Genomic DNA, 15,454 nt, shown 5'->3' on the forward strand with positions numbered 1-15,454 from the left:
TATGCAAAAATTCACACTGCACAAGGGGCTGGTCGCCCCGATGGACCGCGAGAACGTCGACACCGACGCCATCATCCCCAAGCAATTCCTGAAATCCATCCGCAAGACCGGCTTTGGTCAAAACCTGTTTGACGAATGGCGCTACCTGGATGCCGGCTTTCCAGGTCAGGACCCCGCCAGTCGCAAACCGAACCCCGACTTTGTGCTCAATCAGTCCCGTTATCAGGGAGCGTCCATCCTGTTGGCGCGGAAAAACTTTGGTTGCGGCTCGTCACGCGAACACGCCCCGTGGGCGCTGGATCAATTCGGCTTTCGCGCCATCATTGCCCCCAGCTACGCCGACATTTTCTTCAATAACAGCTTCAAAAATGGCTTGCTGCCGATTGTGCTGAGCGAAGCACAGGTCAGCCAACTGTTTAACGAGGCGGCCGCTTTCCCGGGCTATGCGCTGACCATCGACCTGGAGCGCCAGGTCATTGTCAAGCCGGACGGGAATGAACTGCCCTTCGAAGTGCAGGCGTTTCGCAAATACTGCCTGCTCAATGGCTTTGACGACATTGGCCTGACCCTGCGGCACGCCGACAAAATCAAAACCTTTGAAGCCCAGCGTTTAGCACAAAAACCATGGCTAGCCCGCACGCTGCTTGCGTAAACCGCTGTACATTTTGATTCATTGCGGGACAGACCGCAGCGCCGCCTAGCGCGCCAACGCTGTCCCCCCAACACTTTAGAAAAAGTTAGGTTCCTCATGAAAATTGCAGTGTTGCCAGGCGATGGCATTGGTACCGAAATTGTGGCGGAAGCCGTCAAGGTTTTAAACGCGCTCGATCTCCAATTTGAGATGGAAACCGCGTTGGTCGGCGGTGCTGCCTACGAAGCGCATGGTCACCCGCTGCCGGAAGCCACCCTCAAGCTGGCCAAAGAAGCCGATGCCATTCTGTTTGGTGCCGTCGGTGACTGGAAATACGACAAGCTGGACCGCCCACTGCGCCCCGAGCAGGCGATCCTGGGACTGCGAAAAAACCTGGGCCTGTTTGCCAACTTCCGGCCGGCCATCTGCTACGAGCAACTGGTGGACGCCTCCAGCCTGAAGCCTGAACTGATTGCCGGCCTCGATATCCTGATCATTCGGGAACTGACGGGTGACATCTATTTCGGCCAACCCCGCGGGCGCCGCACCGCCACCGACGGGCATTTCCCCGGCGCCGAAGAAGCCTTTGACACCATGCGCTACTCGCGTCCCGAGATTGAGCGCATTGCCCACGTGGCGTTTCAGGCCGCGCGCAAGCGCAGCAAACGCGTGACCAGCGTGGACAAAGCCAACGTGCTGGAAACCTTCCAGTTCTGGCGCGACGTGGTCACCGAAGTCGGCTTGCAATACCCGGACGTGGAACTCGACCATATGTACGTGGACAACGCCGCCATGCAACTGGTGCGCGCACCGAAGAAATTTGACGTCGTGGTCACCGGCAACATGTTTGGCGACATCCTGAGCGACGAAGCCTCCATGCTCACTGGCTCCATCGGCATGTTGCCCTCAGCCAGTTTGAACTCCAGCAATCAAGGCTTGTACGAACCCAGCCACGGCAGCGCGCCCGATATCGCCGGCAAAGGCATTGCCAACCCGCTGGCCACCATTCTGAGCGCCGCCATGATGCTGCGCTTCAGTCTGAACCAGGAAGCGGCGGCCCAGCGCATTGAGGCTGCCGTCAAGCAGGTTCTATCGCAAGGCTTGCGCACAGCCGACATCTTCAGCGCTGGCACCACCCGGGTCAGTACCCTGGAAATGGGCGCCGCCGTGGTCAAGGCCCTGTAGTCGCGGTGCCAAGGTGGACATTCCGGTTATTTTGAATATCTGAAAGAGCAACATGATGAAAATTGGCAATCTGGTCGGCTTGGTAGGCTGGCGTGGCATGGTGGGCTCGGTGTTGATGGACCGCATGCAGCAGGAGGGTGACTTCGGCCTGATCGAACCCGTGTTCTTTTCAACCTCGAATGCCGGCGGCAAAGCGCCGGTGCAGGCGAAGAACGAAACCACCCTGAAAGACGCTTTTGACATCGACGCGCTGAAAAAGTGCGACATCATCATCAGCACGCAAGGTGGCGACTACACCTCCGAGGTCTTCCCCAAGCTGCGCGCCGCGGGCTGGGCGGGTCACTGGATTGACGCCGCCTCCACCCTGCGCATGAACGACGATGCCGTCATCGTGCTGGACCCGGTCAATCTGCCGGTGATCAAGAACGCACTGGCCAAGGGCGGCAACAACTGGGTCGGCGGCAACTGCACCGTCAGCTGCATGCTGATGGGCGTGGGCGCACTGTACAAAGCCGGGCTGGTTGAGTGGATGACCAGCATGACCTACCAGGCCGCATCTGGTGGCGGCGCCCAGCACATGCGTGAATTATTGAACCAATTCGGCACCCTGAACGCCGAGGTCAAAAGCCTGCTGGACGACCCCAAGTCCGCCATCCTGGAAATTGACCGCAAGGTGCTGCACAAACAGCAATCCTTGACCAGCGCTGAGACCGCCAATTTTGGCGCGCCGCTGGGCGGCAGCCTGATCCCCTGGATCGACAAGGATCTCGGCAACGGCATGTCCCGCGAAGAGTGGAAAGCCGGCGCCGAAACCAACAAGATCCTGGGCCAGGGCGCGGCTTTTGGCACGGCAGAGACTCCGGTGGACGGCTTTTGCGTGCGCGTTGGTGCCATGCGTTGTCACAGCCAGGCCTTGACCTTCAAGCTCAAAAAGAATGTCCCCACGGCCGACATTGAAGCCCTGATCGCGGCTGACAACGCGTGGGTCAAAGTGGTACCCAACACCCGCGACGCCAGTGTGCAAGACCTGACGCCAGTGGCCGTGACGGGCACGCTGGGCATTCCGGTGGGGCGCATTCGCAAGCTCGCCATGGGACCAGACTACGTCGGCGCCTTCACCATTGGCGACCAACTTTTGTGGGGTGCCGCAGAACCCTTGCGCCGCATGTTGCGCATTTTGCTGGCCGCTTGAACCCGGCGTCGCGTCAACGCCAACGACCTGCCATGCCGCGTAATCACGGTATGCCAGGTCGTTGTCGCTTCACAACATAGAATCACCCGGAACGAACCATGCTTTTGGGTGATTCAAACTTGCAGGCTTTCTCAGCTTGTCAGGCCCTTTCATTGATGTTATGGTCCTTTTCAAGTTTTGAGTACCGAGGCATTTGTTCGCAAAATGAGACTTATTTTTCAGCTGTCCGAACACCGGAGTCCACAAATTGATTGCTAAGTCACATCGCTGGCAAAAAACTGCCCTGGCCGCTGCCGCCGCAGCTCTTTTCGGGCTATGGGGATCGAATGCCGCAGCGCTTTCGCTGGGCCGTATCACGGTTTTATCCGCCCTCGGAGAGCCCTTGCGTGCGGAAATTGAAATTCCTGAAATCAATGCGGAAGAAGCCAACTCGCTGAAGACGGGCGCCGCTTCACCAGAAGCCTTCCGGGCCGCCGGACTCGAATACAACCCCGCCATGACAGGCCTGCAAGCCACGCTGCAACGGCGCCCGGATGGACGGGCCTACATCCGCTTGCGCAGCGATCGCGCCATCAACGATCCGTTCGTGGACATGATTCTTGAAGCCCGCTGGGCGTCAGGCCGCATTGTGCGCGACTACACCATGTTGTTTGACCCGCCAAGTCTGCGACAGACAGCACCCGCCGCGCCAACCCAGGCGCAAATTCCGGCTCAATCGTTTGCCAATCGAGCCGCGACACCCGGTTCAGTCCCGCCAGCATCCCCCAGGGAAAGCGCAACGCGACCGGCAGAGCCCCGCAAGAGTCCAGCTAAAACGACGGCCCGTACCGCACCGGCCAAGGCGCCAGGTTCGGACACCGGCAAGGTAACCGTCAAATCCGGCGACACGGCCAGCAAAATAGCGGCGGCGACCAAACCAGCGAATGTGTCCCTTGACCAGATGCTGGTCGCTTTGTTGCGCGCCAACCCGACGGCGTTCATCGGCGACAACGTCAACCGCGTCAAGGCCGGATCAATCCTGAATGTTCCGACAGAGGAGCAAGCCGGGGCAACTGCAGCGGGCGAGGCCACTCAGATCATTGTTGCGCAGAGTAAGGATTTCAACGACTTCCGCAGAAAACTGGCCAGCAACGCGCCCAGCGCCCAAGTGGCCGCAGCCGACCGCAAAGCCAGTGGCAGTGTGCAAGCCACGGTTGAAGACAAGAAACCGGTCACCACGGCGCCCGACAAACTGACCCTGTCAAAAGGGTCCGTTCTGGGGCAACCGGCTGAAGACCAGTTAGCCAAAGAACGCAGTGCCAAAGAGGCGGCCAGTCGGGCCGCTGAAATTGCCAAGAACATCAGTGATCTCAACATGCTGGGCGTCGCGTCAAATGCTGCGGCACCCGGTCCAGCGGCGTCTGAAGCAGCCCCAGCATCCATCGCGGCGGGCGTCGCCGCCCCGCTACCAGCAGCCTCCGCACCCGAGGTAACAAGCTCAGCGCCCGTGCCACCCGCCAGTGCGCTCGCTGCTGCCGCCAAACCGGCGGCCTCCGCTGCGGCCAAGCAGCCCCCCACGGTGCCGCTGCCAGCCGAACCTGGCCTGGTCGATGGACTGCTTGAAAATCCGTTGCTCCCGGCGGGTGCGGTCGGCTTGATCGCCCTGCTGGCTGGCTTTGGCTTCTACCGCAGCAGGCAGCGCAAAAATGCGGCTCAAGTTGACAGTGCTTTTCTGGAAAGCCGCTTGCAGCCCGACTCCTTCTTTGGTGCCAGCGGCGGACAGAGTGTCGACACCAGTGACAGCGCCGCCACCGGCTCCTCCATGGCGTATTCGCCCAGCCAGCTGGATGCGGTCGACGATGTCGATCCTGTCGCCGAAGCCGATGTCTACCTCGCCTATGGCCGTGATTTGCAGGCCGAGGAAATTTTGAAGGACGCGCTGCGGTCCAATCCTGGACGTGTCGCCATCCATCAAAAATTGCTTGAAATTTTTGCCAAGCGGCGTGACACCAACGGCTTTGAGAATATTGCGTCCCAGGCCTTCAAATTGACCAATGGCGACGGTCCCGAATGGGAACGTATTTGCGAACTGGGCCTGAGCATTGACCCAAGCAACGCCTTGTACCAGCCCGGTGGACATCCAATCAATCTGGATGGCACGCCGTCACAGCCGGCTCCGCTTGAATTCACCACGCCACTGACGGACAGCGCGGAAACCCACCCAAGCCAACCGAGTACGCTGGCAGCCGGTGGATCCGTCGACCTGGATTTGGACCTTGATTTTTCGCTCGACGAAGAACCTGGCAGCGTCATCAGTGAGACAACCGCCAGTCCCGCAGAGTCGGAGCTTCCGGATCTCGATCTGGACTTTGGACTGACCACTGAAGTCATAGAGACTTTTGAGCCCCCTCCAGCGGCGCCGACCCCTGGCACCATCGAGTTTTCCCTGCCCGAACCGGAGGTCGCAAAAGACGACCTGCCCCCGCTTTCTGCCAACAGCGAAGATTTCAAGCTGCAGGCGGCCACCAGTTTTGGTGCAACCAGCCCGGTACCGCTGGCCAGTTCGGAGCCTGAAGAACCGGCCGGGCCAGATTTGGGCATGCTTGAGTTTGACTTGGGCTCCCTGTCGCTTGATTTGGGGGATGCACCCGAGGCGGAAGCCACGACGGCGCCCGCTGTTTACGAAGACCCGTTGGCGACCAAACTGGCGCTGGCTGAAGAATTCAGGGCCATTGGTGATGATGACGGCGCACGGGCGCTGATAGAAGAAGTCATCTCGGAAGCATCGGGTGATATGAAAGCCAAGGCGCAACGCGCCCTGAGCAATCTCTGATGACCGCGATATGAACCTGTTGTGAGGTTGGCACTCGGCATCAGCTACAACGGTCAGGCCTACCAAGGCTGGCAAAGCCAGTTATCGGGCCTGACCGTGCAGGACAAACTCGAACTGGCGTTGCGCAAATTCACGACGCATAAGGTTTCAACCCTGTGCGCAGGCCGCACCGATTCCGGCGTGCACGGCCTGATGCAGGTCGTCCATTTCGACACCCCGCTGGAGCGCACCGTGGCGTCGTGGGTCCGTGGCACCAATGCTTTTCTGCCGCGCGACATTGCGGTGGAATGGGCGCAGGTGGTGCCCGCCGAATTTCATTGCCGCGCCAGCGCCTTGTCGCGTCGCTACGCCTATATTTTGGTGGAGTCGCCGGTGCGCCCCAGTGTGGACGCCGGCCGGGTTGGCTGGGTTTACCGCCCCCTGGACCTGGACGCCATGCAAGAAGCCGCGGCGCACCTGTTGGGCGAGCACGACTTCACCTCATTTCGAGCCGCGGCCTGCCAGGCCTTGTCTCCAATCAAAATCATTGAACGCATTGACATCGCCAAGCGCGGCGCCTACTGGCGCTTTGAATTTGAAGCCAACGCGTTTTTGCACCACATGATTCGCAACATCATGGGCTGCCTGATCGTGGTGGGTCAACGTAAGCAGCCCCCTGACTGGGCGCGGCATGTGCTGTTTGAGCGCGACCGGAACGCCGCTGCGCCCACTTTTTCGCCCGATGGGCTGTATTTTCTCGGCCCGCGTTATGCCCCGCACTGGGGTTTGCCGGAACGCACGCCGGCCTTTGATGGATTGCCATGAGCCAAATATCTCGTAAACAGCCAACTTTGAGCGACGCCGGGCCGCCCCAAGGCGCGAAGGCCCACTCGGGGGGCAGCGCAGTACACACAGTGGCAAGCGTGGGGGCTCTATCTCTTCAGCGCACCCGGATCAAGATTTGCGGTCTGACGCGCGAAGCGGATGTGGACGCGGCCGTCGCCGCTGGCGCCGATGCCATCGGTTTTGTGCTGTACGAGAAAAGTCCGCGCTGTGTATCGGTTCAGCGCGCCGCCGAGTTGGCCCGACGGTTACCACCGTTTGTCACGCCGGTGCTGCTGTTCGTCAACGAGCGTGCTACAAATATAGTAGCTGCTTGCGCAGCTATCGCGGGGGCTACAGTCCAATTTCATGGTGAAGAAACACCCGAACAGTGTTTGGAAGCCACCCAGCAGGGTGCCCGGCCGTTTTTGCGGGCCGCGCGCATTCCACTGGGGGACGCCGCGCGCAGCTTTGATCTCGTAAAATACGCGCTCGATTACTCAAAAGCCCAGGCCATTTTGCTCGACTCCCATGTCGACGGGTATGGTGGCGGTGGGCAAACATTCAATTGGTCACTGCTGCCTCCAAACGTCAACGCTCACCTCGTCTTGAGTGGTGGGCTGACCGCTGCCAACGTGATCGACGGCATTCTGGCAGTACGGCCGCGGTGTAAAACCCTGGCCGTTGATGTGAGCTCGGGGGTGGAACTGTCCGGCCCCGGCAACAAGGGCCTCAAGGACCCCGAAAAAATCAACCAGTTTATCGCCGCCGTGCGCGCCGCTGACCAACAACTTGCAGAGATGTCAAAACATGTTTGAGTATCACCAACCCGACCCCCGTGGCCACTTCGGCATTTATGGCGGCAGCTTTGTCTCCGAGACGCTGACGCACGCCATCAACGAGCTCAAGGCCACCTACGCCAAGTACCAGCATGATCCGGCGTTTGTCGCTGAATTCAACTACGAGTTGGCGCACTTTGTCGGGCGCCCGTCGCCGGTTTACCACGCCGACCGCATGAGCCGCGAACAGGGCGGCGCGCAGATTTTTCTCAAACGTGAAGATCTGAACCACACCGGCGCCCACAAAATCAACAACACCATCGGTCAGGCGATGCTGGCCAAGCGCATGGGCAAGACGCGCGTGATTGCCGAGACCGGCGCCGGCCAGCACGGTGTCGCCACGGCCACCATTTGCGCCCGCTACGGTCTGGAATGCGTGGTCTACATGGGCAGCGAAGACGTCAAGCGCCAGAGCCCGAACGTCTACCGCATGAAGCTGCTGGGCGCCACCGTGGTGCCGGTGGAGAGCGGCAGCAAGACGCTGAAAGACGCGCTCAACGAAGCGATGCGCGACTGGGTCGCCAACGTGGACAACACCTTCTACATCATCGGCACGGTGGCCGGACCGCACCCGTACCCGATGATGGTGCGCGACTTCCAGAGCGTCATCGGCACCGAATGCCTGGTGCAAATGCCTGAAATGCTGCAAGCGCAAGGCTGCAAAACGACGCAACCCGACGCCGTGGTCGCCTGCGTTGGCGGTGGCTCTAACGCCATGGGCATTTTTTACCCTTACATCCAGCATGAAAATACGCGCCTGATCGGCGTCGAAGCGGCAGGTGAAGGTCTGGATACCGCACGCCATTCCGCCTCGCTGCAACTCGGCAGCCCCGGTGTGCTGCACGGCAACCGCACCTATGTGCTGCAGGACGACAACGGCCAGGTGACCGAGACCCACAGCATCAGCGCCGGGCTGGATTACCCCGGCGTCGGCCCGGAACACGCGTACCTGAAAGACATCGGCCGCGCCGAGTACGTCGGCATCACCGACGCAGAAGCATTGGCCGCCTTCCACTACCTGTGCCGCACCGAAGGCATCATTCCGGCGCTCGAATCGAGTCATGCCGTGGCCTACGCCATGAAACTGGCCAAAACCATGCGCCCCGACCAGTCCATTTTGGTCAATCTGTCCGGCCGTGGTGACAAGGACATTGGCACCGTCGCTGACCTGAGCAACGCCGACTTCTTTTGCCGTCCCAGCTGCACCGGTCAATCGGTGAAAGGCGGCGACATCTCAGCTTTAGGTAACGCAGAACACGTCGTGAGGATGCCGAAATGAGCCGTATCGCTGCCACTTTTTCCAAGCTGAAGACCAGCGGCCACAAGGCGCTGATTCCTTACGTCACCGCCGGTTTCCCGTTTGCCGACATCACGCCGGAGTTGATGCACGCTTTTGTTGCAGGTGGCGCCGACGTGATTGAACTCGGCGTACCCTTCTCCGACCCCAGTGCCGATGGCCCCGTGATCCAGAAAGCCGGCGACAAAGCGCTGGCTGCCGGTATCGGCATGGTGCAGGTGCTGGACATGGTGCGCGCCTTTCGCACCCAAGACACCAGCACCCCGGTGGTGTTGATGGGCTACGCCAACCCGGTGGAGCGTTACAACCAGAAGCACGACCGTCTCGATGGCCAAAGCGCCTTTGTCGCGGATGCCGCCGCAGCGGGCGTGGACGGCGTCCTGATCGTGGATTACCCACCCGAAGAATGCGAAGGTTTTGCCGCAGAACTCAAAAGCCATGGCCTGGACCTGATCTTTTTGCTGGCCCCCACCAGTACCGACGAACGGATGCAGCAGGTCGCCGCCGTGGCCAGCGGCTACGTCTATTACGTATCGCTCAAGGGCGTGACCGGCTCGGGCACCCTGGACACGGCTTCTGTGGAGGCCATGTTGCCGCGCATTCGCCAGCATGTGAGCGTGCCGGTCGGCGTCGGTTTTGGCATCCGTGACGCGGTCACCGCCCGCGCGATTGGCAAAGTAGCCGATGCGGTGGTGATTGGCAGCAAAATCATTCAGCTGATCGATGAAGTGCCCCGCGACCAGGTCGCTTCGGTCGCCCAGAATTTTTTGCGCGAAATCCGGACCGCGCTGGATTCATAATCCACCCCTGAACTGATACCTTGCGGGACAAACCGCAGCCCCGCGATAGCGGCGCAAGCGCTGTCCTCAACCCTTAGGAGACTCCATGAGTTGGCTCGAAAAACTTCTGCCCCCAAAAATTCAGCACACCAACCCGGCGGACCGGCGCAGCGTGCCGGAAGGACTGTGGATCAAATGCCCCAGCTGTGACTCCGTGCTCTACAAGACGGACCTGGAACAGAACCAGAACGTCTGCCCCACCTGCAGCCACCACCACCGCATCGGTGCGCGCGCCCGGCTCAACGTGTTTCTGGACAACGAAGGTCGGTTCGAACTGGGGCAAGAAGTGTTGCCGGTGGATGCGCTCAAGTTCAAGGACAGCCGCAAGTACCCGGAACGCTTGAAAGAAGCCCTGGAGAACACGGGCGAGACCGATGCGCTGGTGGTCATGGGCGGCACCGTGCACGGCATTGGCGTGGTGGCCGCCTGCTTTGAATTTGAATTCATGGGCGGCAGCATGGGCTCGGTGGTGGGTGAGCGCTTTGTGCGCGGGGTCCACGCAGCGATTGAGCAAAAAGTACCGTTTGTCTGCTTCACCTCCACCGGTGGCGCACGCATGCAGGAAGGCCTGCTCAGCCTGATGCAAATGGCCAAGACCAATGCCTCGTTGACACGCTTGGCCAAAAAGGGTTTGCCGTTTATCAGCGTCTTGACTGACCCGACCATGGGTGGCGTCAGCGCTGGCTTTGCCTTTTTGGGCGACGTGGTAATTGCCGAGCCGAAAGCCTTGATTGGTTTTGCCGGCCCCCGCGTGATTGAATCGACCGTGCGGGTCACGCTGCCAGAAGGTTTTCAGCGTGCCGAATTCTTGCGGACCAAAGGCGCGATCGACTTTATCTGTGATCGCCGCGAGCTGCGCAAGACCGTGGCCAGCACGCTGGCGATGCTGCTGCGCCAGCCGGCTGACGCCGTGATCTGAGCCGCCTCACATTCAGGTGGCGAGCAAGGCCAGCCCTTGCAAATGACCCAGAAGAATTGAAGCAATCTGGAGCAGCACCAGCAGCACCAGCGGCGACAGATCGATGCCACCCACCAGCGGCATCAGGCGCCGGATGGGCGTCAGGGGCGGCGCGCACAGCCGCCCGATCACGTCCGACATGACCGACTGGGTCTGCACCCAGGACAAGACGGCGTAAACAATCACCAGACCGGTCATGCCGGAAATAGCCAGCCGCAGCACACCAAACGCGGCCAAAATCGGCACGGCAAACAAGCCGCCGTCGGCCCCTGCCAGCAGCCACAGCAGTAAAAACTGCGTCAATTCCAGCAGATAGGCGGCGACCAGGCTGGCCATATCCCAACGTCCCAACGCCGGCACCACACGCCGCAGCGGCAACACCAGCCAGTCGGTCAAGGCAAAGACAAAGCGCCCCAGCGGATTGCCCGAACGCGCCGACATGGGAATGCGCTGGTACTGCATGTACAACCGCAACAAACAGGCACCGCCAAGGACACCGGCGATGACTTCAAGCAACAAAGAAATAATTTGGTAGAGCATGAAAATTGGGGGGACAAACCGCTGCGACGCCATGCGTGCCAGCGCTGTCCAAACTGATTAAGGGGGTGTAAATCTCATTGAATCATAGCGACAGGACGCGGGCCATTTAAAATCAGTGGTTTCGGCCTCAAATAGCCGTTTACCCTTCCTCCTTCGCTGCTCCAACTATTGCGCCCCCTTCATGTCTGATCAAACCACCTCCCCCGCTCCCCAGGACGAAAACCAGCTCATTTTGGAGCGGCGCGAAAAGCTCAAGGCCATCCGCCAGCAACAGCTGGACGGCAAGGGCGTTGCCTTCCCCAATGATTTCAAACCGGCGGACCATGCCGCCGACCTGTTTGCCGCCCACGCCGGCCAAACCACAGAAGGACTGCTCGAACAAGGCGCCGTCGCCAAGGTCGCCGGTCGCATGATGCTCAAGCGTGTCATGGGCAAGGCCAGCTTCTGTACCCTGCAAGACAGCACCGGGCGCATCCAGATTTACATCAAGGGTGAAGACATTGGCGCCGACCTCTATGCCAGCTTCAAGCACTGGGATCTGGGCGACATCGTGGCAGCCGAAGGCAAGGTTTTCAAAACCAAGACCGGAGAGCTCTCCATCCATGCCAGCAGCGTGCGTCTGCTGACCAAGAGCCTGCGTCCCATGCCGGACAAGTTTCACGGCATGAACGACCAGGAAGTCAAGTACCGCCAGCGCTATGTCGACCTGATGACGGACGAGGCCGCCCGCAAACGCTTTGTGGCGCGCTCCAAAGCGGTCAGCGGCATTCGCGAGTTCATGGTGGGACACAACTTTCTGGAAGTTGAGACCCCCATGCTGCATCCGATTCCGGGCGGCGCCAACGCCAAGCCCTTCACCACGCACCACAACGCGCTGGACCAGCAGATGTTCTTGCGCATTGCGCCCGAGCTGTACCTGAAACGCCTGCTGGTGGGCGGCTTCGAGCGCGTGTTCGAGATCAACCGCAACTTCCGCAATGAAGGCATCTCGGTGCGCCACAACCCCGAGTTCACCATGATGGAGTTCTACGCGGCCTACTGGGACTACCAGGACCTGATGACCTTCACCGAGGCCCTGGTCCGCGATGCCGCGCACAAGGCGGTCGACACCCTGCAGCTGAGCTATGGCGGCAAGCCCGTCGATCTGGCCAAGCCGTTTGAGCGTTTGACGATTCATGAGGCCATCTGCAAGCACACCGAAGCCGGCGAAGCCCTGGAAGGCGGCCCAGGCTTGCGGGTGGACAACGAGGCCTGGCTCATCGGCGCTCTGCGCAAGCTGGGCCTGACGGAGGGCAAACACAAGCTGTCGACCCGTTCGCTGGCCAGCCTGCAAGTGCTGTACTTTGAAGAAACGGTGGAAGAAAAGCTGTGGCAACCGACCTTCATCTGCGAACACCCGGTTGAAATCTCGCCGCTGGCCCGCGCCAGCGATCACAAGCCCGGCGTGACCGAACGCTTTGAGCTCTACATCACCGGCCGCGAATTTGGCAACGGTTTCTCCGAGCTCAACGATGCCGAAGAACAAGCCGCCCGCTTCCACGCCCAGGTCGCCGCCAAAGACAGTGGCGACGACGAAGCCATGTATTACGACCACGACTTCATTCGCGCCCTGGAATACGGCATGCCGCCGGCCGGTGGTTGTGGTATCGGCATCGACCGCCTCATGATGCTGCTGACCGACAGCGCCAGCATTCGTGACGTGATCCTGTTTCCGGCCCTGCGTCGGGAATCTTAAGGAAAATAGACCTCTAGCCCCCGTCGATATTACGCAAGTAGCTATGAATACAATAGCACCCAAGCCACTCAAATACCTGATTGGTTATGCCGCAGACACGCTGGCACAGGTCGAACGACTTGTCGCCAGCAACGGTCTGGGCGAGTGGCTGCTGAAAAAGTACCCGAGCGGCCACGGCGTGCGCACCGACAAAGCGCTGTTTGAGTACGTGCAGGAGCTGAAACAAACCTACCTGCGCGGTGCCGATCCTTTAGCCAAAGTGGCGTTTGACAGCAAACTGCAGGTGGTGCAACACGCCTTGGGCACACACACCACCATCTCGCGGGTGCAGGGCAGCAAACTCAAGTCCAAACGCGAAATCCGTATCGCAGCCCTGTTCAAGGACGCGCCGCCGGAGTTTCTGAAGATGATCACAGTGCACGAGCTGGCCCACATCAAGGAACGAGCCCACGACAAGGCCTTCTACCAGCTCTGCAGCTACATGGAACCCAGCTACCACCAGCTGGAGTTTGAGGTTCGCATGTATTTGACCCACCTGGAAGTTTCAGGGACGCGGTTGTGGGGCGTCGCGCCGCGCGAAGTTTGCTGACGCCAGCGGCCAGGCGGACGGTCTAAAAGCTTTCCCAATCACCGCCGTCCGCTTTGCCGGTCTGGACTGACGCTGTCAACGTCAGCTTCTTGGCGCTGTTGACAATCGGCTTGGCCTGGGACACGTTGCCGAGTTTTCTCGGGGCTTGCGCGGTCTTGGCAAGCGTGCGCTGGGGCTGCACGGGCGTACTGTGCACGGCCAAACCGCCCTGATCCTGCGCGAGCTTGAACACTGCCACCGCCTGCACCAGTTGCTGGGCCTGGGTCTTCAAGCTGTCAGCCGCAGCGGCACTTTCCTCCACCAGCGCCGCATTCTGCTGCGTGGCCTGGTCCATCTGGGTAATGGCTTCGCCCACCTGCGCCACGCCTTGAGCTTGCTCGTTGCTGGCGGCGCTGATCTCGCCCATGATGTCGGTGACACGCCGGATGCTGCTTACCACTTCGGCCATGGTGGTGCCAGCCTGATCGACCAGCACCGTGCCCTGTTCGACACGCTCCACGCTGTCATTGATCAGGGTCTTGATTTCCTTGGCCGCATCGGCCGAGCGGCCGGCCAGACTGCGCACCTCGGAGGCCACCACCGCAAAGCCGCGGCCCTGCTCGCCGGCACGGGCTGCTTCTACCGCCGCATTGAGCGCCAGGATGTTGGTCTGAAAGGCGATGCCGTCGATCACGCTGATGATGTCGCTGATCTTCCGCGAAGAGTCATTGATGCCTTTCATGGTGCCGACCACTTGCGCCACCACTTCACCGCCCTGGATGGCGACGGTGGACGCACTTTGCGCCAGTTGGTTGGCCTGCTTGGCGTTGTCGGCGTTCTGGCGCACGGTGGAGCTGAGTTGCTCCATCGAGGCAGCGGTTTCTTCCAGCGCGCTGGCCTGCTCTTCGGTGCGGCCGGACAAGTCGTTGTTGCCCTGCGCAATTTGCATGGAAGCGGTGGCCACGCTTTCGGAGCCCTGACGCACCGTGCCGACCACGCGGGTCAAAGACGTTTGCATGCGTTCTACGGCAGCCACCACACTGGCTGTGTCGCCGTTGCGCACGGTCATCCGGACGCTCAGATCGCCATCGGCCACGCGGCTGACGGCATCGCACAATTCGGAAGGTTCAGCGCCCAGTGAGCGTGACAAATCACGGGTGATCAACCAGGCAATGCCCGCGCCCACAATCAGCATCAGCAGGGCCAATCCACTCATGAGTACGCCCGAAGTATTTGCTGTTTTTGCCGCCTCCTGTGTCAGCATGTCGGCGACTTCTTTCTGCAGGGCACGCGAATCCTCGCTGGCTTTGAAAACCACGTTCTGCAAGCTGCGCACTTCGCCAGTCAGCAGTTGAACGGCTTCCGCCTTCTCGCCTTTTTCGACCAGGGCGATGACGCGATCAAGACCGCTGTTGTAGGGAATCCGATTGTCGTTAAGTATTTTCAGATACTCAAGCGCTTTGGGTTGCGTCAATGTTTTTTCAAGTTTCGCCAATGTCTCTTTATTAGCGCTCCGGAGTTCGGCAATTTTCTTCTTCTCATCATCGCGAACGGCCGGGGCGTCGCTGATGACAATGTTGCGCACCGCGCGGGCGGCGGCATTGAGGTTGTCTTTGATCTCGGTGAACTGAGCCACCTTGACCATCCGATTGCTTGCCACATCATCCAGACTGGCGGCCAGCGAGCGCATTTTCAGGGCTCCGATGATCGAAATTGCAATGCCGATCAGAATGATCGCGCCAAAACCAAGTGTCAGGCGGGTCGAGACTTTTAAGTTATTCATGGACTTTTTGATTTGTAAGGGTTGAGGCTGTTTTACGGACCGGCTTCGGCCATCAGGCCCATGTCGACCTTGGACATGAGTTGTTCGATCTCCATCAGAGTCAGCATGCGCTCTGCATCACCGCTCTTGCTAGCTCGGGATGCAATTGGGCAATCGTGTTCAGGGTGCCGGGATAGCGCACCAAATTGTGCGGTAGCCCGAGCCACTCCTCACGCGTGAAGCCGCTGAACTTGATGAAGCTGGCGATGGTCATGGACGAGGTCGATTCCGGTTC

The 15,454-nt window shown here is 60.2% G+C and carries 14 protein-coding genes; 11 read left to right on the forward strand and 3 right to left on the reverse strand.

Annotated features, from left to right (window positions below):
- Position 1: 1 nt before the first annotated feature.
- From leuD to accD, 9 genes are all read left to right on the forward strand, one after another.
- Positions 2-652: a 3-isopropylmalate dehydratase small subunit gene (gene leuD / locus HHJ17_RS07445; protein ID WP_296501582.1), complete on the forward strand. Its 651-nt coding sequence runs from the start codon at positions 2-4 to the stop codon at positions 650-652.
- 96 nt (positions 653-748) lie between these two features.
- Positions 749-1,816 carry a 3-isopropylmalate dehydrogenase gene (gene leuB, locus HHJ17_RS07450; RefSeq protein WP_296501581.1) on the forward strand — a complete coding sequence of 356 codons (1,068 nt, stop codon included), beginning with the start codon at positions 749-751 and terminating at the stop codon, positions 1,814-1,816.
- A gap of 61 nt (positions 1,817-1,877) precedes the next feature.
- Positions 1,878-3,008: an aspartate-semialdehyde dehydrogenase gene (gene asd, locus HHJ17_RS07455; RefSeq protein ID WP_296505759.1), complete on the forward strand. Its 1,131-nt coding sequence runs from the start codon at positions 1,878-1,880 to the stop codon at positions 3,006-3,008.
- 247 nt (positions 3,009-3,255) lie between these two features.
- A complete protein-coding gene (locus HHJ17_RS07460; protein WP_366557529.1) occupies positions 3,256-5,820 on the forward strand; it encodes a FimV/HubP family polar landmark protein in 2,565 nt (854 codons plus the stop codon).
- 21 nt (positions 5,821-5,841) lie between these two features.
- Complete coding sequence (gene truA, locus HHJ17_RS07465) at positions 5,842-6,624, forward strand: tRNA pseudouridine(38-40) synthase TruA (protein WP_296505414.1); 783 nt, start codon at positions 5,842-5,844, stop codon at positions 6,622-6,624.
- A complete protein-coding gene (locus HHJ17_RS07470) occupies positions 6,621-7,439 on the forward strand; it encodes a phosphoribosylanthranilate isomerase (RefSeq protein ID WP_296505416.1) in 819 nt (272 codons plus the stop codon). Before truA ends, HHJ17_RS07470 begins: the two co-directional genes overlap by 4 nt.
- Positions 7,432-8,739, forward strand: a complete 1,308-nt coding sequence (gene trpB / locus HHJ17_RS07475) for a tryptophan synthase subunit beta (protein WP_296505418.1) — start codon at positions 7,432-7,434, stop codon at positions 8,737-8,739. The genes HHJ17_RS07470 and trpB overlap by 8 nt, the downstream gene beginning before the upstream one ends.
- Positions 8,736-9,557, forward strand: coding sequence for a tryptophan synthase subunit alpha (trpA, locus tag HHJ17_RS07480; protein ID WP_296505420.1), 822 nt, complete (start codon positions 8,736-8,738; stop codon positions 9,555-9,557). Before trpB ends, trpA begins: the two co-directional genes overlap by 4 nt.
- A gap of 85 nt (positions 9,558-9,642) precedes the next feature.
- Entirely contained in the window at positions 9,643-10,515 is an 873-nt protein-coding gene (accD, locus tag HHJ17_RS07485) for an acetyl-CoA carboxylase, carboxyltransferase subunit beta (protein ID WP_296505422.1), read from the forward strand.
- Between the two features lie 12 nt (positions 10,516-10,527).
- On the opposite strand, the gene HHJ17_RS07490 is transcribed toward accD, so the two are convergent.
- Entirely contained in the window at positions 10,528-11,094 is a 567-nt protein-coding gene (locus HHJ17_RS07490; protein ID WP_296505423.1) for a YggT family protein, read from the reverse strand.
- Between the two features lie 181 nt (positions 11,095-11,275).
- Here HHJ17_RS07490 and lysS point away from each other — a divergent pair, with 181 nt between their 5' ends.
- Positions 11,276-12,829: a lysine--tRNA ligase gene (lysS, locus tag HHJ17_RS07495; protein ID WP_296505425.1), complete on the forward strand. Its 1,554-nt coding sequence runs from the start codon at positions 11,276-11,278 to the stop codon at positions 12,827-12,829.
- Positions 12,830-12,872: 43 nt separating this feature from the next.
- On the forward strand, positions 12,873-13,418 hold the full coding sequence (locus HHJ17_RS07500) for a YgjP-like metallopeptidase domain-containing protein (RefSeq protein ID WP_296505426.1): 546 nt from the start codon (positions 12,873-12,875) through the stop codon (positions 13,416-13,418).
- A gap of 22 nt (positions 13,419-13,440) precedes the next feature.
- Here HHJ17_RS07500 and HHJ17_RS07505 read toward each other — a convergent pair whose 3' ends face one another.
- Positions 13,441-15,180: a methyl-accepting chemotaxis protein gene (locus HHJ17_RS07505; RefSeq protein WP_296505428.1), complete on the reverse strand. Its 1,740-nt coding sequence runs from the start codon at positions 15,178-15,180 to the stop codon at positions 13,441-13,443.
- Between the two features lie 100 nt (positions 15,181-15,280).
- On the reverse strand, positions 15,281-15,433 hold the full coding sequence (locus HHJ17_RS07510) for a hypothetical protein (protein WP_296505430.1): 153 nt from the start codon (positions 15,431-15,433) through the stop codon (positions 15,281-15,283).
- Between the last annotated feature and the right edge of the window lie 21 nt (positions 15,434-15,454).

It is taken from the genome of Rhodoferax sp., assembly GCF_012927445.1.
Taxonomy (GTDB): Bacteria; Pseudomonadota; Gammaproteobacteria; order Burkholderiales; family Burkholderiaceae_C; genus Rhodoferax.

Coding starts and splice junctions, on each gene's coding strand:
- leuD (WP_296501582.1), top strand. CDS start 2: ATGCAAAAATTCACACTGCACAAGGGGCTGGTCGCCCCGATGGACCGC.
- leuB (WP_296501581.1), top strand. CDS start 749: ATGAAAATTGCAGTGTTGCCAGGCGATGGCATTGGTACCGAAATTGTG.
- HHJ17_RS07470 (WP_296505416.1), top strand. CDS start 6,621: ATGAGCCAAATATCTCGTAAACAGCCAACTTTGAGCGACGCCGGGCCG.
- trpB (WP_296505418.1), top strand. CDS start 7,432: ATGTTTGAGTATCACCAACCCGACCCCCGTGGCCACTTCGGCATTTAT.
- trpA (WP_296505420.1), top strand. CDS start 8,736: ATGAGCCGTATCGCTGCCACTTTTTCCAAGCTGAAGACCAGCGGCCAC.
- accD (WP_296505422.1), top strand. CDS start 9,643: ATGAGTTGGCTCGAAAAACTTCTGCCCCCAAAAATTCAGCACACCAAC.
- HHJ17_RS07490 (WP_296505423.1), bottom strand. CDS start 11,094: ATGCTCTACCAAATTATTTCTTTGTTGCTTGAAGTCATCGCCGGTGTC.
- lysS (WP_296505425.1), top strand. CDS start 11,276: ATGTCTGATCAAACCACCTCCCCCGCTCCCCAGGACGAAAACCAGCTC.
- HHJ17_RS07500 (WP_296505426.1), top strand. CDS start 12,873: ATGAATACAATAGCACCCAAGCCACTCAAATACCTGATTGGTTATGCC.
- HHJ17_RS07505 (WP_296505428.1), bottom strand. CDS start 15,180: ATGAATAACTTAAAAGTCTCGACCCGCCTGACACTTGGTTTTGGCGCG.
- HHJ17_RS07510 (WP_296505430.1), bottom strand. CDS start 15,433: ATGACCATCGCCAGCTTCATCAAGTTCAGCGGCTTCACGCGTGAGGAG.